Annotated in this window: 22 protein-coding genes and 3 pseudogenes; 11 read left to right on the forward strand and 14 right to left on the reverse strand. The window is 39.8% G+C overall.

Features of this window, described 5'->3' with window-relative positions:
- Nucleotides 1–86: 86 nt before the first annotated feature.
- The 4 genes from rplU to folA all read left to right on the forward strand — a co-directional run bounded on the left by rplU (nucleotide 87) and on the right by folA (nucleotide 3,542).
- Nucleotides 87–398, forward strand: a complete 312-nt coding sequence (gene rplU / locus Q0Y52_RS18805; protein WP_215927157.1) for a 50S ribosomal protein L21 — start codon at nucleotides 87–89, stop codon at nucleotides 396–398.
- Between the two features lie 15 nt (nucleotides 399–413).
- Nucleotides 414–668 (forward strand): 50S ribosomal protein L27, encoded by a 255-nt coding sequence (gene rpmA / locus Q0Y52_RS18810; protein WP_007622901.1) that lies wholly within the window; start codon nucleotides 414–416, stop codon nucleotides 666–668.
- A gap of 138 nt (nucleotides 669–806) precedes the next feature.
- Nucleotides 807–1,964, forward strand: a complete 1,158-nt coding sequence (gene cgtA / locus Q0Y52_RS18815) for an Obg family GTPase CgtA (RefSeq protein ID WP_297824065.1) — start codon at nucleotides 807–809, stop codon at nucleotides 1,962–1,964.
- Between the two features lie 1,071 nt (nucleotides 1,965–3,035).
- The gene (gene folA, locus Q0Y52_RS18820) at nucleotides 3,036–3,542 is read left to right on the forward strand and encodes a type 3 dihydrofolate reductase (RefSeq protein ID WP_297824097.1); all 507 of its coding nucleotides are present in this window, start codon (nucleotides 3,036–3,038) and stop codon (nucleotides 3,540–3,542) included.
- Here folA and Q0Y52_RS18825 read toward each other — a convergent pair.
- The 10 genes from Q0Y52_RS18825 to Q0Y52_RS18870 all read right to left on the reverse strand — a co-directional run bounded on the left by Q0Y52_RS18825 (nucleotide 3,517) and on the right by Q0Y52_RS18870 (nucleotide 11,141).
- Entirely contained in the window at nucleotides 3,517–3,828 is a 312-nt protein-coding gene (locus Q0Y52_RS18825; protein ID WP_297824066.1) for a hypothetical protein, read from the reverse strand. The two genes, folA and Q0Y52_RS18825, sit on opposite strands and share 26 nt — an antisense overlap.
- Before the next feature lie 294 nt (nucleotides 3,829–4,122).
- Nucleotides 4,123–5,106, reverse strand: a complete 984-nt coding sequence (gene rpoS, locus Q0Y52_RS18830; RefSeq protein ID WP_297824067.1) for an RNA polymerase sigma factor RpoS — start codon at nucleotides 5,104–5,106, stop codon at nucleotides 4,123–4,125.
- A gap of 69 nt (nucleotides 5,107–5,175) precedes the next feature.
- Complete coding sequence (locus tag Q0Y52_RS18835; RefSeq protein ID WP_297824068.1) at nucleotides 5,176–5,997, reverse strand: peptidoglycan DD-metalloendopeptidase family protein; 822 nt, start codon at nucleotides 5,995–5,997, stop codon at nucleotides 5,176–5,178.
- Nucleotides 5,998–6,017: 20 nt separating this feature from the next.
- A complete protein-coding gene (locus Q0Y52_RS18840) occupies nucleotides 6,018–6,962 on the reverse strand; it encodes a DUF368 domain-containing protein (RefSeq protein ID WP_366939317.1) in 945 nt (314 codons plus the stop codon).
- Entirely contained in the window at nucleotides 6,959–7,597 is a 639-nt protein-coding gene (locus tag Q0Y52_RS18845) for a protein-L-isoaspartate(D-aspartate) O-methyltransferase (RefSeq protein ID WP_297824070.1), read from the reverse strand. Before Q0Y52_RS18845 ends, Q0Y52_RS18840 begins: the two co-directional genes overlap by 4 nt.
- Before the next feature lie 28 nt (nucleotides 7,598–7,625).
- Nucleotides 7,626–8,675 carry a tRNA pseudouridine(13) synthase TruD gene (gene truD / locus Q0Y52_RS18850; RefSeq protein WP_297824071.1) on the reverse strand — a complete coding sequence of 350 codons (1,050 nt, stop codon included), beginning with the start codon at nucleotides 8,673–8,675 and terminating at the stop codon, nucleotides 7,626–7,628.
- On the reverse strand, nucleotides 8,675–9,166 hold the full coding sequence (ispF, locus tag Q0Y52_RS18855) for a 2-C-methyl-D-erythritol 2,4-cyclodiphosphate synthase (RefSeq protein ID WP_297824072.1): 492 nt from the start codon (nucleotides 9,164–9,166) through the stop codon (nucleotides 8,675–8,677). Before ispF ends, truD begins: the two co-directional genes overlap by 1 nt.
- A 22-nt stretch (nucleotides 9,167–9,188) precedes the next feature.
- Nucleotides 9,189–9,902: a 2-C-methyl-D-erythritol 4-phosphate cytidylyltransferase gene (gene ispD, locus Q0Y52_RS18860; protein WP_297824073.1), complete on the reverse strand. Its 714-nt coding sequence runs from the start codon at nucleotides 9,900–9,902 to the stop codon at nucleotides 9,189–9,191.
- A gap of 5 nt (nucleotides 9,903–9,907) precedes the next feature.
- Nucleotides 9,908–10,186: a cell division protein FtsB gene (ftsB, locus tag Q0Y52_RS18865; RefSeq protein ID WP_297824074.1), complete on the reverse strand. Its 279-nt coding sequence runs from the start codon at nucleotides 10,184–10,186 to the stop codon at nucleotides 9,908–9,910.
- A gap of 346 nt (nucleotides 10,187–10,532) precedes the next feature.
- Nucleotides 10,533–11,141, reverse strand: a complete 609-nt coding sequence (locus tag Q0Y52_RS18870) for a TIGR04211 family SH3 domain-containing protein (RefSeq protein WP_297824075.1) — start codon at nucleotides 11,139–11,141, stop codon at nucleotides 10,533–10,535.
- Nucleotides 11,142–11,305: 164 nt separating this feature from the next.
- On the opposite strand from Q0Y52_RS18870, the gene Q0Y52_RS18875 reads away from it, so the two are divergent.
- From Q0Y52_RS18875 to Q0Y52_RS18885, 3 genes and pseudogenes are all read left to right on the forward strand, one after another.
- The gene (locus Q0Y52_RS18875) at nucleotides 11,306–12,361 is read left to right on the forward strand and encodes an inorganic triphosphatase (protein WP_297824076.1); all 1,056 of its coding nucleotides are present in this window, start codon (nucleotides 11,306–11,308) and stop codon (nucleotides 12,359–12,361) included.
- A gap of 215 nt (nucleotides 12,362–12,576) precedes the next feature.
- Nucleotides 12,577–14,218, forward strand: a pseudogene (locus tag Q0Y52_RS18880) (acetolactate synthase large subunit).
- Nucleotides 14,219–14,241: 23 nt separating this feature from the next.
- Nucleotides 14,242–15,674 (forward strand): annotated as a pseudogene (locus tag Q0Y52_RS18885) (aldehyde dehydrogenase family protein).
- A 58-nt stretch (nucleotides 15,675–15,732) separates the two neighbouring features.
- Here Q0Y52_RS18885 and mutH read toward each other — a convergent pair.
- Nucleotides 15,733–16,378: pseudogene (mutH, locus tag Q0Y52_RS18890) on the reverse strand (DNA mismatch repair endonuclease MutH).
- Between the two features lie 147 nt (nucleotides 16,379–16,525).
- Here mutH and rppH point away from each other — a divergent pair.
- From rppH to Q0Y52_RS18910, 4 genes are all read left to right on the forward strand, one after another.
- On the forward strand, nucleotides 16,526–17,056 hold the full coding sequence (gene rppH, locus Q0Y52_RS18895; RefSeq protein WP_297824077.1) for an RNA pyrophosphohydrolase: 531 nt from the start codon (nucleotides 16,526–16,528) through the stop codon (nucleotides 17,054–17,056).
- Nucleotides 17,057–17,094: 38 nt separating this feature from the next.
- Nucleotides 17,095–19,383: a phosphoenolpyruvate--protein phosphotransferase gene (ptsP, locus tag Q0Y52_RS18900; RefSeq protein WP_297824078.1), complete on the forward strand. Its 2,289-nt coding sequence runs from the start codon at nucleotides 17,095–17,097 to the stop codon at nucleotides 19,381–19,383.
- Nucleotides 19,384–19,421: 38 nt separating this feature from the next.
- Nucleotides 19,422–20,255: a thymidylate synthase gene (locus Q0Y52_RS18905; protein WP_297824079.1), complete on the forward strand. Its 834-nt coding sequence runs from the start codon at nucleotides 19,422–19,424 to the stop codon at nucleotides 20,253–20,255.
- A 379-nt stretch (nucleotides 20,256–20,634) separates the two neighbouring features.
- Nucleotides 20,635–22,197: an MFS transporter gene (locus Q0Y52_RS18910; RefSeq protein WP_297824080.1), complete on the forward strand. Its 1,563-nt coding sequence runs from the start codon at nucleotides 20,635–20,637 to the stop codon at nucleotides 22,195–22,197.
- A gap of 66 nt (nucleotides 22,198–22,263) precedes the next feature.
- Here the strand turns inward: Q0Y52_RS18910 and Q0Y52_RS18915 are convergent, their stop codons facing one another.
- From Q0Y52_RS18915 to Q0Y52_RS18925, 3 genes are all read right to left on the reverse strand, one after another.
- Nucleotides 22,264–22,662, reverse strand: a complete 399-nt coding sequence (locus Q0Y52_RS18915; protein WP_297824081.1) for a hypothetical protein — start codon at nucleotides 22,660–22,662, stop codon at nucleotides 22,264–22,266.
- 67 nt (nucleotides 22,663–22,729) lie between these two features.
- Nucleotides 22,730–23,359 carry a DUF3530 family protein gene (locus Q0Y52_RS18920; protein WP_297824082.1) on the reverse strand — a complete coding sequence of 210 codons (630 nt, stop codon included), beginning with the start codon at nucleotides 23,357–23,359 and terminating at the stop codon, nucleotides 22,730–22,732.
- Nucleotides 23,326–23,565, reverse strand: a complete 240-nt coding sequence (locus Q0Y52_RS18925; RefSeq protein ID WP_297824083.1) for a hypothetical protein — start codon at nucleotides 23,563–23,565, stop codon at nucleotides 23,326–23,328. The genes Q0Y52_RS18920 and Q0Y52_RS18925 overlap by 34 nt, the downstream gene beginning before the upstream one ends.
- Nucleotides 23,566–23,650: the final 85 nt, after the last annotated feature.

Consider the following 23,650-nt stretch of genomic DNA (forward strand, 5'->3'; position numbering starts at 1 on the left):
GTGCTTGATAGGTGTTATCTGTTCACGTACACTTCGCCGCCTGTTTTTGAATATAAGTGTCAAGAGACACAGTGCGGAGTTTAATTATGTACGCGGTTTTCCAAAGTGGTGGCAAACAACACCGTGTGGCTGAAGGTCAGACCCTTCGCCTAGAAAAAATCGAAGTGGCTCCAGGTGAGTCAATCGAATTTGATGACATTTTAATGGTAAGTAATGGTGACGATATTAAAATTGGTACTCCTTTTGTAAGTGGTAGCAAAGTTACAGCAGAAGTTGTAACGCATGGGCGTGGCGATAAAGTTAAAATCGTAAAGTTCCGTCGTCGTAAACATTCACGTACCCAAATGGGTCATCGTCAGTGGTTCACGGAAGTGAAAATCACTGGTATCAGCGCTTAATAGGAGTATATACAAATGGCACATAAAAAAGCTGGTGGTAGTACTAACAACGGCCGTGATTCGGAAAGCAAACGCCTAGGTGTTAAGCGTTACGGTGGTGAGTCAGTTTTAGCCGGCAACATTATTGTTCGTCAACGTGGTACTAAGTTCCACGCTGGTAACAACATGGGGATCGGTAAAGATCATACTTTATTCGCTTTATCAGATGGTAAAGTTCAGTTTGAAGTAAAAGGTCCAAAAAATCGTAAATTTGTGAGCATCGTTGCTTAATTAGCAATAGCACATAGATTTTTAAAAAGCCCCGCTTTATGCGGGGCTTTTTGTTGAACTGGTAAAAAGTGAATCCATTTTAAGGTTCAACAGACTATACTGGACTCAATTGAGTAACATTCAAGGTGTCGTTAAGTAATGAAATTTGTAGATGAAGCTGATATCCGTGTTGATGCAGGTAATGGCGGTAATGGCGTAGTAGGTTTTCGCCGCGAAAAATATGTCCCTGATGGTGGTCCTGACGGCGGTGATGGCGGTGATGGCGGTAGCGTCTATTTAGTTGCAGATGAAAACTTAAATACTTTGATAGATTACCGTTTTGAACGATTCCATCGTGCTGAGCATGGTAAAAAAGGCCAAAGTGCAAACTGTACTGGCAGAGGCGGTGTTGATCTAGAAGTCAAAGTACCCGTTGGAACTCGTGCAACTGACAGTGATACGGGTGAAGTATTAGGAGATTTAACAAAGCATACACAGCGCATGAAAGTGGCTCAAGGTGGCTTTCATGGCTTAGGTAATGCTCGCTTTAAAACCAGTACTAATCGCGCGCCACGACAAAAATCTGACGGTACACCGGGTGAGGTCAGAAATTTAAGATTAGAACTTATGTTGCTTGCTGATGTTGGTTTACTTGGTATGCCTAACGCGGGTAAGTCTACTTTTATCCGCAGTGTTTCGGCAGCTAAACCTAAGGTAGCAGATTATCCTTTTACTACGTTGGTGCCAAATCTAGGTGTGGTGCGTTTAGATTCAATGCGAAGTTTTGTTATCGCTGATATTCCTGGATTGATTGAGGGTGCAGCTGAAGGTGCAGGTCTTGGTATTCAATTTCTAAAACATTTAGAGCGCTGTCGTGTGTTATTACATTTGGTGGACTTAATGCCAGCAGATGGTTCAAATCCTGTAGAAAATGCTAAAGCCATTGTCGCAGAACTTGAAAAGTACAGCCCGAAATTGGCTGTTAAACCACGTTGGTTAGTATTTAATAAAATCGATTTGATGCTCGAAGATGAAGCTGATGAGTTGTGTAAGCAGATTGCAGATGCACTTGAATGGCAAGGTGAGTATTTCCAAATTTCAGCATTCCAGAAAATTGGTACCCATTCATTGTGTATGAAATCTATGGACTTCATTGAGGCACTGCCATCAGAAGTTGAACCTGAAATTAAAGATGAAGAATCAGGTTTCAAATGGGATACTTATCACAAAGATACCATCGAAGGTGCTTATGATGATGACGACTTCGATGATGATGATGATGACTCTGGCGTAGAAGTGGTTTATACCAAAAGATAATCAATGAACGCGTCATTCCTTAAATACGTATGACGCACATCGAGCCTGTCGCGGTGTTTCATCTGCTACAGTGATGAAGAAATCAAACTCAACGTTCTTGATAGTAAGTTTTGAGCATTAGGTGATAATTTTGCCTTATAAATACGCTTGTCCTGCACAAATTCATAGCCATGATTATTGAGTTTTCTGGCTTGTTGTCAGCTGACTTGTATAGATTACGAAACCAACTTGTCGCTTCGTCTGTAAGATTGAAATAATGATGTTCTATAAAAAAAGTCGGCAAATTATTCTTGAGACTTTACTTCTTCAAAAAAATTGTAGGCATTTAGTGCGCTGCTTTCTCACTAATATGTAAGAAATTTTTCTTTTGTATTTTGTCACAACCAATAACGGACACATTATTGCCAATAAGTGAAATAGAGTTTCGAAGTCAGATTGTGAGCAGTAGACTTAACACCTATATGATCTGACCGCTGCTATCCTTTCTCATTAAAATCAGCTTATCCATCTGCGATAAATAATCTTCTGCAACACCCGATAATTTGACGACTGCAACGACAAAAAGTAGACCCGTAGGGTACCTGCAATTTTCGCTTCAGGGGCTCTGTTTCATTGTCTACTTAGCACATGGTCCACACAGACTTATTATCATTTATATTGCAAAGGGTATTGTCTATCATATTCAGGGGGTGGTGTAGTTAAAGCTTTGAAACTAAATAACTTGCTTTAAAGTATAAACTACGACACGTGATGCTTTAACAAAGCGAACCTTAATAAGGCTGTGCAAGATAAATTTTAGGTGATTGATTATATCCCCACAAAATAAATTCAGTAATGGCAAGATAAGTCCTAAGCTATTAAACGTATTTTGATAGTCTATTCAGGTTAGCAAATTTCATAACTTATACAGCGAACGTTATGTTTAATACTTTACATTGCACAAATGTCTGCATTTTATATATTATCAATATTATCAATATTATCCTAGGTTGATCATGTCAACTGTAAGTTAAGTTGTGTAATATAAAACTCTTAATTATCAAAATAAATATTCAAAAAATGAAGATATCAATGATTGCTGCGATGGCCAATGACCGAGTCATTGGTGCGGATAATGCTATGCCTTGGCACTTACCTGCAGACCTAAAACACTTTAAAAAAATCACCCTCGGCAAACCTATTATTATGGGTCGCAAAACCTATGCTTCTATTGGTAAAGCTTTACCTGGGAGGCTAAACATAGTGGTCAGTTCTGATATTAATTTTAAGCTAGCAGATGCAACTGTCGTCCACGGCTGTGAACAGGCGATAGATATTGCATCAGACTATTGTAGTAAACAGAAAATAGAGAACCCAGAAGTGATGATAATAGGCGGGGGTACCATTTATAAGCACTTCTTGGCATTTTGTCATCGACTTTACTTAACTCACATTGATTTGAACGTCGATGGTGATACATTTTTTCCTGATTATGCTGCCAAATATGATTGGCAAGAATCAGATAATGAAGCTCATCGGGCAGAGCCACTAAATCCTTATGCCTACCGTTTTATTACTCTTGTAAAACAGGCTGCTTAGGTTTTGACATTAAGGTGAAGGTATACACGTAACCATAAATAGCAGTAATTAAAATGCTAGGTGCAACGGTTAACCATAAGTGAGGTGTTTGGTTAAGCCAGTTAACACTGATCACTATGCTTGACTGGATTGCAATGGGCAACAGGGGCGCAAATAAACTGCCTGGGATAAGATTGTTACTTAGATATTTTGCCGAATTATCCAGCACATTTTTAAAGGTCATAAAAATAGCAACATTTTGTGAAGCTCTAGAATACAAAGTGGAGATAATGGGCGCTATAAACATCAAAGATAAGCAACTTTCACCAAATTTAGACGCTGATTTTCTAAAATGAAGGTAAACAATAAAGTAATTGTTGCAGTTAGTGTGCCCTGAACTAATACCGTTCTATGCACTAATTCGTGATCATCTGTAGCCATTGAATTAGCCCAATATCCAGACTGAACAGTTAGCTATGACCACCAGCAAGCCAGATTATGCAGCGGCTATTGCTGTATTATAAATATTTAAAAAATCACTTTATCATTCAAAAAGCCTCAAATGGGGCTTTTTGAATTTGGTGCCTGCATATAGTCTTATTTAATTAAGCTTATTAAATAAAGCTTCTAAGTCTAAACCTTTGTGACCCAGCATATCTCTTAAACGCCGCAAGGCTTCAACCTGAATCTGACGGACCCTTTCTCGGGTTAGGCCAATTTCTACCCCTACATCTTCAAGGGTTGATGGTTCGTAACCTAACAACCCAAAGCGCCTTGCTAACACTTCTCGCTGTTTAGGGCTTAGGTCTTCTAGCCACTTTACAATATTCAGTTTAATGTCTGAGTCTTGTATATCTTCCTCAGGGCCATGGCCTTTGTCATCTGCAATTACATCCAGCAAAACCTTGTCGTTTTCACCACCAATAGGAGTATCAACAGAGGTGATTTTTTCGTTCAAACGCAACATCTTGGTGACGTCCTGAACAGGCTTGTCTAGCGACTCAGCAATTTCTTCTGCAGTAGGTTCATGATCGAGCTTTTGGGAAAGCTCTCTAGCTGCACGCAGGTAGACATTTAATTCTTTTACTATGTGAATGGGTAATCGTATTGTTCGGGTTTGGTTCATGATCGCCCGCTCAATGGTTTGTCTAATCCACCAAGTGGCATAAGTGGAGAATCTGAAGCCTCGCTCAGGATCAAATTTCTCTACGGCTCGAATAAGGCCTAAATTCCCTTCTTCAATCAAGTCAAGTAATGCTAAACCGCGATTATTGTAACGTCTGGCTATTTTGACTACTAAACGCAGATTACTCACGATCATTCGTTTTCTTGATGCTTCATCACCTTTTAGGGCGCGACGTGAAAAATAAACTTCTTCTTCTGCAGATAATAAGGGGGAGAACCCAATTTCGCCTAAATACAATTGTGTTGCATCAAGGTTTTTGGGTTTATCTTGTTTATTGGCTAGAATATCTTCCAGCTGTTCTTCAGTTTTTTTTTCGGCTTTGGCAAGTTCTCGCTCTACAGCATCTTCAATATCGCTAAAAGCATTAACTTCCACTACAACTGTATTTTCTTGACTCATAATCATAACTCCTTAACGGTAGTGTTTCTTCAACTTCTCCTGTAAATTTTTATTATTTATTGTTTATTATTATTTTCTTATGGGTAGGTAGCGCAAAGGATTAACGGATTTTCCTTTGTACCTTACTTCAAAATGAAGCTTAACCTTGTCGGTTCCACTACTACCCATAGTGGCAATTTTCTGGCCTGCCGTTACCCACTGCTGTTCTTTCACTGACATATTATCATTATGTGCATAGGCCGTTAAATAAGCATCGGTATGCTTGATAATGACTAATTTTCCAAACCCACGTAATGCATCACCCGTGTATACTATTTTTCCATCGGCAGCCGCCAAAATTGGTAGCCCAAGTTTCCCTGAAAAATCTAAGCCCTTGTTACCTTGTTCTTTGGCCGAAAAACCGCGTGAAACATTTTCAACTGTAGGCCAATGCCAACTCTTGACTCGATCAGGAAATTGACCGGTAGCAGATCCAATTGGATCTTTGTTTGTATTTTGTACACTTTTACCATACGCCTGCTTTTTAGAAGGGTCAATAGATTGATTTATAATTATTTTTGAGGTCAGAGTCTTGCTCTTATTTGACTTTGGTCGGATTGACTTCGATAATTCCACTAGCGTTAAAAGTTGCCCAGGTTGTATCTGGTAGGGTGTTGAAATATTATTTATTCTTGCTAAGTCTCTATAATCCTTACCTGAATACCAAGCGATAGAATATAAGGTGTCACCAGCTTTGACCTGATATGTTTGTGCTGAGTAGCCCTGCTGCTCAAAATCTCGAAATGTTTTACCTTGATAAAGCTCAGAAACGGGTGCGGGATCATTACGGTTTGAACAACCAACACCCATAAAACAGTAAAATATAAGCCCCAAATATTTAAATATTGCCATTTTTTGATTCGAGATAATCATTAATTATCAGCTGGTCTCTGGCTTATTTTTTCCAGCACAACAACCATTCCCATACCAAATAGCATTAATATAATGGCATACCACATATAGGCGGGTTGTGTGTAAAATGTTTCAAACGTGTGTGGCAATATATTGTTTTGATCTAGAGGTATCTCTTTACCATGACGATCAATCACCGACTCAATAGTTTGTTTCCAAGGCCAAACTTTGTTTAAAGAGCCAAGCATAAACCCACCTAGTAAGGCCAAAGTCATTGTTTTGTAATACTTAAACATCCAGCTTAGTACGTGCGAGAAACTCAATAGACCTGTTGCACAGCCACTGGCAAAGATACACAATGTTACCAATTGTAATTCTTTAACCGCCATTAACATAGGCGCATACATACCCAATAACAGCAATATAAAACTTCCAGAGATACCTGGCAAAATCATGGCACAGATAGCAATCATGCCAGATAAAAATATAATTAAAGGAGATGTTTCTATGGTTGTTGGGGTGATAGTCGTTATAAGAAACGCACTAACCGCACCAATTAAGAAAGTAGCGAGCACGCCCACTGTCCATTTTTCGATATGTCTTATTAGAGACCATACTGCGGCTAATATCAGTCCAAAAAAGAATGACCATAACAAGATTGGATGATTATCCAGAAGATATAACACCACTCTGGATAAGGTTAAAATACTGATGATAATGCCACTGAACAGTGCCAGTAAAAATCCACCGTTGACATGTTGCCAAGTGGCTTTTATACCATCTTTAAACAGCATTCTTAAAGCACTGACACCACATTGTTTAAGGGAAAATATTAGTTCTTCATAAATACCTGTCATAAATGCAATAGTGCCGCCAGATACACCAGGAACAGCATCCGCTGCTCCCATCAACATTCCCCTTAGTGCCAAGCCTGCATAGCCGCCCTTGGGTCTTAATGTTTTCAAATAATATCTCCGGCTACTAAAGGCACAAACCTAACGGCTTCGATAATTTCTGATACAAATTCATCTTCGCGTCTTATAATACAATGTAACTGCTGATTTTCTTCTCCAACAGGAATAATTAAACGGCCAACATCATTCAGCTGCTGATATAACGTCTCTGGCATTGAACTGGCAGCGGCCGTGACTATTATGGCATCGTATGGACCTTTACTGCTCCAGCCAAACCAGCCATCACCATGCTTCATTTTTACATTATGTAAGTCCAGTTGGTTCATACGTCGTTTGGCTTGAAATTGCAGCGTTTTGATTCTTTCAACTGAATAAACATTAGCGAAGAGTTGCGCCAGTATTGCTGTTTGGTAACCCGACCCTGTACCTATTTCCAACACTGTTTGGGCTTGGTTGTCAGACTCTAATAATAACTCTGTCATACGAGCTACTATGTAGGGTTGGGATATGGTTTGACCCTGACCAATAGGTAAGGCTGTATTTTGATAAGCTTTGTGTTTTAGGGCATCAGGCAAAAAAATCTCTCTAGGCGTTTTGGCTATAGCGTTCAGCACCTTGGTATTGCTAATCCCTTCCTTATGTAAAAGTTGAGCAAGGCTTTCACCCTTACGTGATGTTAATCTCATGTCATGCCTATTTTTATGCTCTAGGGTTTTAAGCCTTGGCTAAGTTGTTATTTTGAACATCTAGCAATTCCCGTAATACTGATGTAGCAAAGGTGCCAGATGGAAGTGAAAAAATTAAATTTAATGCATCATTTTTCCAAGACCATTCAAGATCATTTGGAAATAAGTTAATAGCCCTTCTTTCTTGATTTAGGCCTAAATTTTCAAGTGTTTGGGCGATTGTAAGATGCTGCTGTGCTAAATCTTGCTCAAACTGTAACGCATCAGATTCGCTTGCTAGGTTACCCTTACCCCACAACGGAGTTGACAAGTATATGTCGCGTTGTTGTATGCGTTCAATAATACTATTGTCTATTTGCTGTGCACAAAAGAAGCTATTGCTTCCTGCCAGTTGCATCACGTCACCAGGCAGCGGTTTGTTGAGATAACCATTTCGCAATCTGCTGTGCAACATTTCATTAAATAACCATGAACGAAGAGCTGATATTGCCATTGAACGTTTGTTTCTATTACGGATAGTTTCACCGTTGATCATCTTGTCAGCTAACACTAAGTTACCGCCGCGGGGATCATACAGAGTGTTTCCAAATCGCTGGGATCCATAGTAGTTTGGTACACCGCTTTGTATTATCTGTTGCAGTCGTTCGTCAATCCCAAATTTTGAGCTGAGTTGTCTAAGTATGATATTAAATCGATTACCTTTTAACACCCCAGTTCTTAGTTTTTTATTGTGTCGTATTGATTTGAGTACTTCAGCACCTGGCTCATTGAATTGAGTCCAATCAAACTCACCTTTACCAGGTAGGTGCACACTAAACCATTGTTCGGTTTGTGCATGTTTGTCTTTGCGACCAGCATAAGTCACAGCTCTTAATGGTAATCGAGTAAACTTAGCAATTTGCTCTGCTAAATAAGCAGTATTTAAACCAGTTTTACGAACCCACAAGTAGATATGTTCACCCTCGCCAATAGGCTCATAACCTAATATTTCAGTGACTTGGAAGTCTTCAGCAGATGATTTTAATTGCCCCAAAATATTCAACTTTGGGTATTGGTGTGACCAATGATCTATTTTCATTAGATATTATTTGATTGTTGAGTCAGCAGAACCACAGCGTAAGCGGCAATACCTTCTTTACGACCCGTAAAACCTAATCTTTCAGTAGTGGTGGCTTTAACGTTGATTTGACTGATATTGGCGTTCAAGTCTTCAGCAATATTTTCGCGCATTAACTCAATATGTGGGGCCATCTTCGGAGCCTGGGCAACAATAGTAAGATCCAAATTACCAAGTTGATATTGCTTATCTGTGATGAGCTTGTATACGTGGCGAAGTAATTTGCGGCTGTCTACTCCTGCTAATCTTGGGTCAGTATCTGGAAAATGTTTACCAATATCGCCTAAGGCTAAAGCGCCTAATAATGCGTCACATAATGCATGTAGTACCACATCACCATCAGAGTGGGCAATAAATCCCTTATCGTGTTCAATTTTCACGCCTGCAATGACAATGGGGCCTGTGTCGCCAAATTTGTGTACGTCATAGCCATGGCCAATTCTAATACTCATACTTCAGTCAAATCTCCTTTAATTACTGAGCCTGTTTTTGAGTCAAGTAAAACTCAGCTAACAACAAATCTTCAGGTTGAGTGATTTTGATATTTGAGGCACATCCCTCTACTAACAATACTTTTTCGCCCAACAGTTCGATGGTAGATGCTTCATCAGTGATGTTTGTCTTTTGTTGGATTGCCGTATTCAGCGCTTTTTTTAACGTAACCAGTTTGAAAAACTGTGGTGTTAATGCGTGCCACAAATGTTCTCTAGATTCTGTTTTTTTAACGATATTTTGTCCGTTCACTTTTACATTAACAGCCCGCTTCATAGTATCTCGAACCGGTGTAGCCAATATACCACCTATGCTGCCATGTTCTGCTAATTTTAAAAGAGCAGTTAAATCTGATGCGGTAAAACAAGGGCGTGCTGCATCATGAACTAATACCCACTCTTCATCATCAGGTAGATGATTCAGCCCCGCTAACACCGAATCACAGCGTTCTTGACCACCCTCAACCACCTCAATACATGGATGACTAGCAATGGGTAATTGAGCAAATAATACATCGGTAGGATTCAGTACTACAATGACACGTTGAATTTGCTTGTGTTTAAGTAAATTTATGAGGGTATGTTCAATAATCGTTTTGCCGGCGATATGCAGATATTGTTTAGGGCAATCTGTTTTCATCCGTTTACCAATACCGGCAGCAGGTACAACAACAGAATATTGAGAACGTAATGGCATTAATATTAATCTTGGGAAGGCAAAATACGATAAAATGTTTCGCCTTGTTTTATTAGGCCTAGTTCATTTCTTGCTCTTTCTTCAGCCGCTTCCAAACCCATCTTCAAATCATGGATGTCGGCTTTTAATAAACCATTGCGCTGCCTTAAGTTCGTATTATGGGTAATCTGTAGCGCTACTTCTTTTTTCATAATCATAAAGTCAGGCACGCTATTTTTACCAAACCATAAACGATATTGGAGCAGACAAAATAGTGTGAACAAAACTGTCACTACCCATTTCATAATATTTGTCTCCAATTCGTTGCCATTTGCCTATTATGCAGAGGTTTTGAGAGTAGGGCTAGTAGTATCAAAACCTATATTGTTGTCTGGAGGGAGAAAACTGTCTAACTCATGAATTAGATGCTGTATGAATAATGAACAGGTACTTTTTCTAATTAAATAATTTGTTAAGATCTGAGTTGAAAGACCAATCAATCATGACTGAGCTTAATTAGATTATGTAAATGAAAGATGTGGCTAATCATTAAATAAATAATCACATCTTTCACGAAAGTTTAGCCACCTTTTTACCCAAATTCTTGGTTAAATATGCAGGTTGGTTGAAATGTTTTCAGGTGATTTTTTGCTACATCCAATTATCGTTTTTGCGCCTTTTTTTAGGCAAATATGTAAGAATAATTCCCAAGAGCAAACTAACGATTGCAACAACACCTCCGCGAGTGAACCATTTCATTTCTGCAGTTTGGTCGAATTCGGCAAGAGTTTGAGTTACTTCTTTATGTGCTTTTTCAGCACCATTCAGTTTCTTTTTTAAGTTTGTATTTTGCGAAGTAAGAGACGCTATTTGTTGGTTAAGTAAATCATTAATCTCCCTCTGTTGGAAGATTGTATTTTTAGTCTCTTCTACTTGCTTTTTTAGATTAGGCAACAGTGTTCTATCACTTTTATTGACATTAATAAAATCTGCGTCAACCCAGCCAGTGCGTTGTTTATTGTCAATTATTTCGACAAAATTTTTCTCAGTATCCTCTTGTAGTAAAGTCACGCGAGTACCAGCTACAACCGTGCCTAAAATTCGGAAATTTCTTCCAGGACCTGAATGTAAATAAGTAAATAAATCATCAGAAATATAACGAATTTCACCTTCACTATCATTGGGTTCTTGGGCCAGCGACTGAACACATAAAAGGCTGCTAGCGAGGCATAAAAAAAGAAAAACTATTTGCTTGCTCATAATCAAAAAATTTACTCTAAAGAAACTTACTTAAATGGTATTGCTTGGGTATAAGAAAGGCAAGAGCCTATTTGTGTTTAAGCCGTTCGGCTTAGAGTAATGATACCTTTTTGCGACAGTTGTTGATTGTATAGTGGAATTTGAAAGGCTAAGGTGAGGTAAATATGTCAAAATGCACTTTAATCAGCCGAAAAGGTTTCATGGAATACGAAATTGAACTTAAATTACTCACCAACGAACAAGCTGGTGAGATCATTGAAACAAAGTTGCTGTCACAGCTCAATGCGAGTGTAACCCAAGAAACTCAAATATTAACCAATCATTATTTTGATACACCAGATAGAACGTTAAGACATCACGATATCGGCTTGAGAATTCGAGGAAACAACCTAAAGTATGAGCAAACCTTAAAAACTGCTGGAAAGTCTATTGGTGGATTACATCAACGCCCTGAATATAATGTACAACTCGATGAGTCAAAAGAACAAAATATTAGTTTACCTAAACTTAGATTATTTCCTTTGTCAGCATGGCCCAAAACTATTGATGTTGAAGAACTGCAAGCTAAAATCGAACCGCTTTTTACCACTCACTTTAAACGCCAAATTTATTTGCTTACATTCTCAGGTGGTGACATTGTCGAGTTAGTGTGGGATCTAGGTGAGGTCACGTCGGGAAACAAAAGTGAACCGATTTGCGAAATTGAACTGGAGCTTAAAAAAGGTTCTACAGAGGCACTTTTTAAAATAGCGAAATGTATTGTTAGTTTACTGCCAACCACCATAGGTATTAATAGTAAGGCTGCTCTTGGATACAAATTATGTGATGGTTTGCCAGTTAAAAAGTGTGAGCAGTATCAACAAAATCTACCTAAAACTGAAACTGAAAAACTTGTCAGTTTTTTGACATTACGACTCCAAGATTTCCAAATGCTTTCAGTTGAAATAAGACGCCATTACAGTGTGGAATTAGCTGCTAATATCAATCAGGTACTCATTGCTTTAGTTGACGATTTAGACGTTTTCAATCATCATTTTCCATGTCCGCCTGTAAACCTTATCCATGTGAAGCTGAAGACTTTAGTCGATGATTGGGCCTTGGTTATGCAACAAAACGATAAGAATTCCATTTATAACTTATTGGTAAAAGCGCAGACAACCCAATTGCAATTAGATATTGTGCAATGCTTAGTAGAACAGCCTTGGTCTTCTAACCTTTAGATTGTATTAGAAGCAAACACAATGAAAGGTCGTTTTTAAGCTTATTTTCAAAGGTTAATTATTGATGGAGTTTGACTGTATATAAAAAAATGATTCACCTAATCGTTTTTTTATACTTTACCTGCACTAGTAACAAACAGATTATATAAGAAGAAAAACATAATTCAGACTAAATCCTTATTTATTTTTAACCCTACAAAACTATAGGAGCGCCCATGAAAGCGTCTGATTTATTTGTAAAAGCCCTCGAAGCAGAGGGTGTGGAATATATATTTGGCATTCCAGGGGAAGAAAACCTCGACCTGTTGGAATCTTTGCGAAAGTCACCAATCAAACTTATTTTGACTCGTCACGAGCAAGGGGCAGGGTTTATGGCCGCCACCTATGGTCGATTAACGGGTAAAGTTGGCGTATGTTTATCGACACTTGGCCCTGGCGCAACGAATCTCGTGACGCCAGCTGCGTATGCACAGTTAGGTGCAATGCCGATGTTAATGATAACAGGACAAAAACCGGTTAAAACCAGCAAACAAGGGCGTTTTCAGGTTATTGATGTTGTCGACATGATGCGTCCTATTACCAAATATACCACCCAGCTAGTCAGTGGCGACCGTATCCCTTCAGCGGTGCGCGAAGCATTTAGGTTAGCCCATGATGAACGCCCTGGTGCTACGCATATTGAATTGCCTGAGGATATAGCGGCTGAAGACACCCGTGCTTATTTATTGACACCTAGCGCGAGTCGACGTCCTATTGCCGAATATAAAGCAATTAACAAAGCTGTAGAGATGATTGAAGCGGCTAAGTCCCCCTTGCTGCTTATAGGAGCCGCAGCTAACCGAAAATTAACCTCTAAAATGCTTAAAGAGTTGGTAAGCAAAACGAGCATCCCTTATGTCACCACCCAAATGGGCAAAGGTGTGCTTGATGAAAGTGACGATTTATTTATGGGCAACACCGCCTTGTCAGCTGGTGACTTTGTGCACCGTATCATCGACCGCGCTGATTTAATCATCAATGTTGGTCATGATGTGGTAGAGAAGCCGCCTTTCTTTATGAATAATGATGGTCAGCAGGTTATACACATAAACTTTGAGCCTGCAGCGGTTGATCCCTGTGTATTTCCCTCAATTAGAAGTAATTGGCGATATAGCCAATACTATTTGGCAGGTGAAAGAGCAGATCGTTGCAAAAGCCAACTGGGATTTTAGTTTCTTTTCTAAAGCCCATAATGCTTATCTTGCACATAAAGCTGAAAGTGAAAATGATGATCGTTTCCCAATCTTGCCTGAGCGTTTTGTTAGAGACATTCGCATAGCCATGCCAGATGATGGCATAGTCACGCTCGACAATGGCGTCTACAAAATTTGGTTTGCACGTAATTACCCAGCAGCTTTGCCTAATACATTATTACTGGACAATGCGTTAGCGACCATGGGGGCCGGTTTACCCTCGGCTATGGCAGCTAAAATGGTGTATCCAGACAGGCCCGTGATCTCAGTATGTGGTGATGGTGGATTTATGATGAACAGCCAAGAGTTAGAAACTGCTGTGCGTCTTAAGTTACATATAGTGGTGATCATTCTGCGTGATGATGCTTATGGTATGATCAAATGGAAACAAGCTAATATGGAATTTGAAAACTACGGTTTGGATTATGGCAACCCTGACTTTGTGAAATACGTAGAAAGTTATGGTGGCAAAGGCTGGCGTATTGCCGCGGCCGATGAGCTGCTTCCCCAGGTACAAAAGTGTTTAGCTGAACCTGGTGTGCATTTAATTGATGTGCCAGTGGATTATTCATTAAATGACAAAACATTAAATCAAACACTGCGCCTGCGTAGTGAAGCTATTTAATCCCGATATCACCAGGAGATTTTATGTTAGCAAAAGCTTACCCCTACTATTTGGCTAATGAAGCCGTATTTGCCAATCAAGATTTGGCGATAACGAATAAATATACCAATGAGAGTGGCGACTTATACCGCCCTTGCAGATGCTAAGGTTATTGACCAAGCGATTGCAGCTGCAGCAGCAAGTCAGCCTTTATTAAATAAAATGGCACCTTACGAGCGTCAGAATATCCTTAATCACTGTGTAAAACGTTTTGAAGAAAGGTTTGATGAATTGGCTCATGCTTTATGTATCGAAGCAGGCAAACCCATCAAAGATTCTCGTGGAGAAGTCACACGGCTAATTGATACCTTCAGAATTGCTGCTGAAGAATCTGTGCGTATGCATGGTGAAGTCATAAACCTCGAGATTACGCCGCGTGCCAAAGGTTATACTGGCATGTACAAACGGGTACCTATCGGTCCATGTTCGTTTATTTCACCTTTTAATTTCCCATTAAATTTGGCTGCGCATAAGGTGGCACCGGCTATCGCCACAGGTTGTGCTTTTGTTCTTAAGCCGGCTAGCAGAACGCCATTAGGTGCATTGATTATTGGCGAAGTCTTAGCTGAGACAGACCTTCCAAAAGGATGCCTTTTCGATTCTGCCATGTAGCCGTGACGGTGCAGATTTGTTCACTACTGATGAAAGATTTAAGTTACTAAGCTTCACTGGTTCGCCTCAAGTAGGCTGGGAGCTAAAAGCCAAAGCTGGCAAGAAGCCAGTGATCCTAGAATTAGGCGGTAATGCAGCTTGTGTTGTTGATGCAGATTCAGACTTAGATGATGCGATCGAACGTATTGTATTCGGTGCTTACTACCAGTCTGGTCAAAGTTGTATCAGTGTACAAAGAGTTATTGTGCATGAGTCAATCTACGCTGAATTCAAACAACGTTATACCGATAAAGTCTCGAACTTAGTACATGGCGACCCATTGAATGAAGATACTTTTATTGGCCCGATGATTTCAGAATCAGAAGCTTCACGGCTGGATAACTGGGTTCAAGAAGGCTGTTGCAGCGGGTGCCAATCTGTTATGTGGCGGTAAGCGCGACGGCAACATGTTGCAAGCCACCTTATTGGAGAACGTTCCAAATGATGCAGTTATCAATACTGAAGAAGCATTTGGACCCGTTTCAATTATTAGCTCATTTAGTGATTTTGATGAAGCGCTAAAAGAAGTCAATAATAGCCAATTTGGCCTACAAGCTGGGGTATTCACTAGAGATATCTACAAAGCTCATAAAGCATGGAACGAATTAGATGTGGGGGAGTGGTGATAGGCGACGTGCCAAGTTGGCGAGTAGACAACATGCCTTACGGTGGCGTAAAAGAGTCAGGTTTAGGCCGTGAAGGGATCACCTTTGCTATGGAAGATATGACTGAAATTAGGTTGATGGTGTTAAGGACCCCAAGTTAACAATTAATGACAATTAAATATTGAGCGATAAGTGTGAGTGTAAAACTCAGGCTTGTCGTTAACCTTCTTCATCCTTAAAAAAAGCATGTAGGATTTTTCCAGTAAACTCTTTTCTCAAATAAAACCCTCTTGGTCTGGTGTTAACAATCTGCCCGTTTTTACCAATAGCTTCAGTTAATACATTACCGTTGGCCGCTTTGGGACGAAGTTGCAGATATTGACCGTGCCTTGCAGAAATGTTTTCTATTTGACCAAGCGCTATCATTTCCATTAACTCTTCCCAGTCGCGGCGCAATTGTTCGTCTTGCGATACATCAGGCGACCATAAAAAAGGAGTCGCAATGCATCTATCTTTTGGTGCGACTTCTCTTCTACCATCGATAGGTACCCAAAGCACTTGCTGAATTTTATTTTTGACGCTGCTGGTTTGCCATTCTATGCCCGCTATATTAGTAAGCGGTGCATAACAAACATAGGTGGTTTCTAATGGTGAACCTTGTTCGTCTATGGGAATGGTTTTTAACTCTATACCTAATTGGGCAAAGTCTTGTTGGGTTTTAGATCCTGCGCTGGCGCCTAGGCAAAGTTCAATGAGTTGACCCGTCCAGCCCTTTTCTCGTTTGAAATTTACGGGCACTTTCACACGCGCCATTTCGGCGACTTCACCTAGAGTGAGTCCCTGCTAAAACATCAGCTCTTTGCATTAGCTCTTGGATAGATTTAGGTTCTGATTTTGGAATACTAAATATTTTTGACACGTTAGCTTGGAATACTTTTTTTATTACTGTGAATGCGCACTAGTTTATGGAAGAATGCATAACATTAAAAGAATTGAGTTCTCGGGGGTCTAAGTGATTGATGCCGAAGGATTCCGCGCCAATGTTGGCATAGTGATTTGCAATGAGTCAGGCCAGGTTTTTTGGGCTAGGCGCTATGGGCAACATTCCTGGCAGTTTCCGCAAGGCGGAATTGATGAAGGTGAAACTGCCGAACAAACAATGTATCGTGAACTTCATGAAGAAGTAGGTTTAAAGCCAGAACATGTAAAAATTCTGGCTGTTACCAAGAATTGGTTACGTTACAAACTGCCTAAGCGATTGGTTAGGCAGGGAAGCAATCCTGTTTGTATTGGACAGAAGCAGAAGTGGTTTTTACTGCAGCTCGTCTGTAAAGAAGACGATGTGGACTTACTACAATCAGGCCATCCTGAATTTGACGACTGGCGTTGGGTGAGTTTTTGGTACCCAGTGCGTAACGTGGTGTCTTTCAAACGGGATGTGTATCGCCGTGTGATGAAAGAGTTTTCTGCTACTGCTATGCCAGAGATTGTAGGGCAGAATCAAGGTAACTATCAAAAATCAAAGCGTCGCAGAAAAGCTTAATGATCGAATCCGTTATACATCAGAGATAAATACGTCTTATGCTAACTACGCTCAAACGCATCGTTCAAGAAGTCAATCAAATTCCAGTATTTGATGATGCGTTAAGCTGTTTGGCAAATAGATTAATAGAAGCTTTAAAAGTTGACTCATGTAGTATTTATTTGGCAGATTACGAACATCAACATTTTATGTTGGTCGCCACTGAAGGTTTAGCAAAGTCCGCTGTAGGCCAAGTTTCTGTTGGTTTTTCTGAAGGTTTAGTTGGCCTAATCGGTCAACGAGAAGAGCCACTCAATATTAGCGATGCTCAAAGGCATCCTCGCTTTAAGCACTACCCAGAAGTACGAGAAGATAGTTACCACGCTTTTTTGGGTGCCCCAATAATCCATCAACGCAAAGTACTCGGTGTATTAACTCTTCAGCAGCAACACAAAAGACGTTTTAGTGAAGACGAAGAGGCGTTTTTGGTGACGCTTGCTATGCAGTTGGCTGTCGAGATTGCTAATGCTAAAGCACGAGGTTCGATTAATCTTTTACAAGAAAACATTCCTAAAGATTGGCAAAAATCGCTAAAGGGTGTTCCAGGCTCTTCTGGGTTAGCTCGCGGTGTGGGTTATTTACAGAACATGATGGTCAGTATTCATAATCATATTCCAAAGCGCAGTAAAAATCAGCAGGTACAAATTCAAAATTACCGTCAGGCAGTGAAACAAACGCAGGCAGACATGGCAGTATTATCTGAGCGAATTCAAGGTGAAGTGCCTGATGACGTTCGCGCTATTTTCCAACTGTATTACCACTTACTCGATGCAAACAGCTTAGGCCGAGATGTTGAAAAAGAAATCAAGTCTGGCTGGGACGCACCTACATCTTTAAAAATGGTAGTAGAGAATTATAATCGTCAATTTCAAGCAATGAATGACCCTTACATGCGCGAACGTGCTGTAGATGTTGAGGATATGGGCAATCGTGTGTTGGCTAATATATTGGGAATAACTGCTGATAAGCAAGTTGAACGCGTGATCCCAGAACATTCCATTTTAATAGCCGAAGAAGTCACCGCCGTAATGTTGGCTGAGTTTCCAAATGAAAAACTCATGGGCATAGTGTCTATGCGTGGTTCAAACAACTCCCACGCGGCGATTATGGCAAGAGCCATGGGTGTCCCTGCAGTGATGGGGCTGAGCAATATACCTATTGCTTTATTGAACGAAAAAGAAATTTTACTAGATGGCTATACTGGTGATGTCATTGTTTCGCCAAATATAACTATTAGGCGCGAGTTCGACCAGCTTGTTATTGAAGAACAATTATTATCTGAACGTATTCATTCTGAATATACTTTGCCTGCTATCACCACAGATAATTGCGAAATACGATTATTTACAAACGCAGGTTTGTCACTTGAAACAGAAAAAAATGATAATCCATATTCTGATGGTGTAGGGCTGTTTCGTACCGAAATTCCTTTTATGATGCGGGAACGCTTTCCTACTGAACAAGAGCAGGTGAGTTTATATCGAACTTTACTTGAAGCTGAACCTAACAAACCATTTACTATGCGTACTTTAGACGTGGGGGGAGATAAACCTTTACCTTACTTTCCTATTTCTGAAGAAAATCCATTTCTTGGTTGGCGTGGAATTCGAATGACGCTCGATCACCCCGAAATTTTTTTAGTGCAAATTCGAGCAATGCTACGAGCCAGTATTGGTTTAGAAAACTTAAGTATTATGTTGCCGATGATAACGTCGGTAAGTGAAGTAAGTGAAGCTAAACGTCTTATCAGGCAGGCTTTTTATGAGATAGAAGAAGAAGCCCAAGAGCATGGTGAAAACCTACAAATGCCTAAAATTGGGGTGATGCTTGAAGTTCCTGCCGTTCTTTATCAATTACCACAGCTGTCTAAAATTGTTGACTTTTTCTCGGTAGGCAGTAACGACTTAACTCAATATTTACTGGCGGTAGACCGTAATAACTCTCGTGTGGCTAATTTATACGATAGCTATCACCCAGCTGTATTGAGCGCTTTGTATAGTATTGCTAAACATTCTGAATTGTTGCAAGTGCCGGTTACTGTCTGTGGTGAATTAGCTGGAGAACCTGGTGGTGTTGTATTGTTAATTGCAATGGGTTATTGGAAACTCAGTATGAACAACCATAACTTACTCAAAGTGAAATGGATAATACGCAATATTCACCGGGGTAGTGCAGAGCAACTGTTAGCCAAAGTATTGACCTTAAACAATCCGCAGGATGTGCGAGAAGAAATAAATCACTATCTTGAATCAGTTGGGTTAGGTGGTTTAATTCGCGCTGGGATTTAAGAAAACACAAATTTTGAAGTATTAAGAGACGAGTAAGAATGCAACAATATTTAGATTTATTAAAAGACATCAAAGAAAACGGTACAATCAAAGGAGACAGAACAGGAACAGGAACAGCCTCAGTATTTGGTCGTCAAATGCGACATGATTTAACAAAGGGTTTTCCATTGTTGACAACAAAAAAACTCCATTTTAAAAGTATTGCCAATGAACTTATTTGGTTTCTAAGTGGTGATACTAACACTAAATGGTTAAATGAAAATGGTGTTAAAATTTGGAATGAATGGGCAACTGAAGATGGTTCACTTGGTCCTGTTTATGGTAAGCAATGGACTCAATGGCCTACTAAAGATGGCGGTTCTATTAATCAAATTGAATACGTAGTTAACCAGCTAAAAAACAACCCAAATTCAAGACGTATTTTATTTCATGGCTGGAATGTTGAATATTTACCTGACGAAGGTGTTTCGCCACAAGAAAATGCAGAAAACGGAAAAATGGCGTTACCGCCATGTCATCTGCTTTATCAATTTTATGTAGCTAACGGTAAGTTATCAGCACAGCTTTATATTCGAAGCTCAGACAGTTTTTTGGGTTTACCATACAACATTGCATCATTATCATTGTTAACACATATGTTGGCACAACAATGTGATTTAGAAGCACATGAAATAGTCGTTTCAATTGGTGATTCACATATTTACTCAAATCATAATGAGCAAGTTGAAGAACAATTATCAAGAGAGCCAACAGCATTACCAAAATTAAAAATCAACAGAAAACCAGACTCAATATTTGATTATAAGTTCGAAGATTTTGAAATTGTTGGCTATGAAGCTCACCCAAATATTAAGGCGCCAATTGCCATTTAATCAATTTGAAGCGGATTCGACATATATGTGAATAATGGCCACGTCTGCCCGAGCATAGTAAAGTTTGAAATTATATATCGCCGGTTCTAAAAGGCTTAAGAGAGCTATGAAGTTGCTCAAACGCAACTCTTATTCGCCTTATCAGATGAGCAAAAGGTTGCTATTAGATTTGACAGTGACCGCTATAGCTCTGCCTCTCCTTACTCTGATGAAGCAGTAAAAGAGGCAAGCAAAAATCGAGTCATACTTGCTGAATAAACTTGATCAAAAGGACTGCCTTAGTGATGGGATATTGCCAATGCCAATGCCAATGCCAATGCCAATGCCAATGCCAATGCCAAGACTGTCACCTTAATTACGATTACGGAATAACCCGTTAATGAATGATACCCCTAAGACTTCTCAAGCAACTTGGTTAGATACCCTAAAGTCGTTTAAAGATCCTCGAGTTATCACAATGCTGTTTTTTGGTATTTCAGCTGGATTACCTCTGTTACTGATATTTTCATCTTTAAGCTTGTGGTTACGTGAGGCGGGAATAGATCGTGCAGCCGTCACTTATTTTAGCTGGGCCGCCTTAGGTTACTCTTTTAAATTTGTTTGGGCACCCTTGGTAGATAGCTTGCCAATCCCAATTTTAACTCGTTTTTTGGGCCGCCGACGAGCTTGGATGCTATTGTCACAAGTGATGATTATGCTAGCTATTGTCGCTATGGCCTTTGTTGACCCGGCCACGCAAACCTTAGTTGTTATTGCATGGGCAGCGATATTATTAGGCTTTTCATCGGCGACCCAAGATATAGTGATTGATGCCTATCGAATTGAGTCTGCGGATACTAAGCTACAAGCATTAATGTCATCTAGCTACATTGCCGGCTACCGGGTCGGTATGCTGATTGCCGGAGCTGGCTCCTTGGTGCTAGCCAGTTATTTTGGCTCGAGCATGGGTGAATATGATTATCTGGCTTGGCAAAAAACCTATCTAATGATGGCTGCGATGATGTCGATCGGTGTGATAACCACCTTAGTGGTCAGCGAGCCGCAATCAAACCATCTCACTAAAGCACAGGATAAGCACCGCCAATTAGGTTTTTTGTTGTTGTTTATATTTGCCGTTAGTGGCTTTGTGGCTAGTTTTTATTTGACGGCATCTGATGCAGTATCGGCAAAAGCAGCATTAAGTACGCTGATTGCTAACAGCTATTTAGCCGGTGCAGTGATTGAGTTTGCTCGCTTAGTCTTAGCCTTAATAGTTGCTGGTATAATTGCTAAAATAGTAATTGCTAGCGGCCTAGTGCAACAAAAAGCAATCCTCATCACTTATGTAGAACCGGTGAACGATTTTTTCCAACGATATGGTTGGTCATTAGCGTGGCTATTATTAGCCTTGATTGGTTTGTACCGGATCTCCGATATTGTGATGGGCGTGATAGCCAATGTGTTTTATCTTGATTTAGGTTTTACCAAACCTGAAATTGCCAGTGTGGTGAAAACCTTTGGTTTAATAATGACCATTATAGGTGGGTTTTTAGGTGGCTTATTGAGTGTACGCTTTGGGGTATTGAAAATTTTGTTTTTAGGCGCATTGTTGTCGGCGATAACCAATCTATTATTTATGTTACTTACTCAAGTCGGCTATGATATGGCTTTGTTGTATGTGGTTATTTCGGCAGATAATTTATCGGCAGGTTTAGCTAGTGCTGCCTTTATTGCCTTTTTATCTAGTCTGACCAATATTTCATTTACTGCCGTGCAATATGCCATTTTTAGCTCATTAATGACTTTACTGCCCAAAATATTAGGTGGCTATTCAGGCACGATTGTTGAAACAATAGGATACCAGCACTTTTTCTTAAGCACTGCATTGATGGGGATCCCTGTATTAGTATTGATTGTGTTGGCCAATAAACGCTTTGATATACATGGTCTTGAAAAAAGGTGAATACCTTGTACAGGAAAACTTATGATGTCCTCAAGATGTTGCATTAATAGTGGATATTAAAGAAGCCTAGGGTCTTATTCCAATGCAGTCTAATGGCAATGGATACACTCCTTCACTTTCAAGGCAGTCTAAGCAAGTTTCTAATTCGCCTCTTAAGTATGGGTCTTCAATCAACTTGCGCTGAGGCCAATAATGTATTTGATGTAATACATGCCAAAACACTTGCTCGGTTTTTTCATAAGGCAAATGTTTGCCTTTTTTGACTTGTACCCATTCTTCCATGGTATCCCAAAAGAACAAATCCAGTTCTGAATAAGGAATTTTGTGTTGCAAAAAGAAACGGACATAATATGCCAGTTGTTTGGATTTATTCTTTACGAAACTTCTAACCGTGGACACTGATAAAAACCGTTTAGTGTAATGGTGGTTCATGTGCCCAAGTATAGCTATAATTTTTGTTTTCACAGAGAATACATTTTGGCATATGAATTATTGAACTGTCCCTGTTTTAGGGTTTTACCCGTTAGGCTGATTACCAACCCATGTGGCTTATCCAGCCATAAATCTCTTTACCAATATAGGCGCTATGTTGCTGATGCATGGTAAACCCAAGCAATTCTCTTTGTCTATATTGCAATTTCAGTGCTTTGACTGCTGCTATTTGACGACGAGAAACGGTCTTACGTGCCCATCCATTATCCCAACTGCTATGTAAGTCCAATACTGGCATTGGAGTAATGGCTATCCATTCTGGGAGACGCTGATTGTGTTTTCTGTCTGGACAATAAGGGCTAACCATCACGAACGCGTCAGGGGAGACGAGTGTCTTTTCGGCATAAATTTTACTCAGCCAAGCAGCACTTGTGCCTTTGCTGATGACCAAAAAGTAGCCTGGATACTCTTGGGATTTTTCAAATACTGCTTGTAAAAGAGAAACTAGTTGTTGTTCGTGTTTGACAAATGCCTGATTATCTATCGTGGTTACCGCAGATTGGCTAATGTCCAAGTCTAATAGTGGTGCACCGAGACTGGTTTCTTGTGTATCGGCGAGGATTTTGGTTTCTTCTTCAGACGTTGTTTCTTGATTTTCTTCTAACACAGCCTCTGGAATGGTAATAGGTATAAAACCTATGTCTGGGCGGGTATCAAAATAGTGACCCAACCAATTTTGTTCATCTCATTGGCTAGATTTGAGAAGCCTTCTTGCCCTAATATGTGAATGCTACTGTCAGCAATCATGACTGCTACACCGCGAGTAATGGCTGTGGTGTTTTCTTGCAACACATAAATAATTGACTGGCCGTCAATATCAAAACTGTGATAAGTATCAGCAAAGAGCTCACGCTGAATATCTAATTTTCTTAGCAATTGATTATCAGGAACCGCTAAGCATTGCGAACACATAGTAGCGAGAAGAAAGAAAAAAAGTAATTTAATAACAATAATACCTCTG

The sequence above is a fragment of the uncultured Paraglaciecola sp. genome (genome assembly GCF_943787955.1).
Lineage (GTDB): Bacteria > Pseudomonadota > Gammaproteobacteria > Enterobacterales > Alteromonadaceae > Paraglaciecola.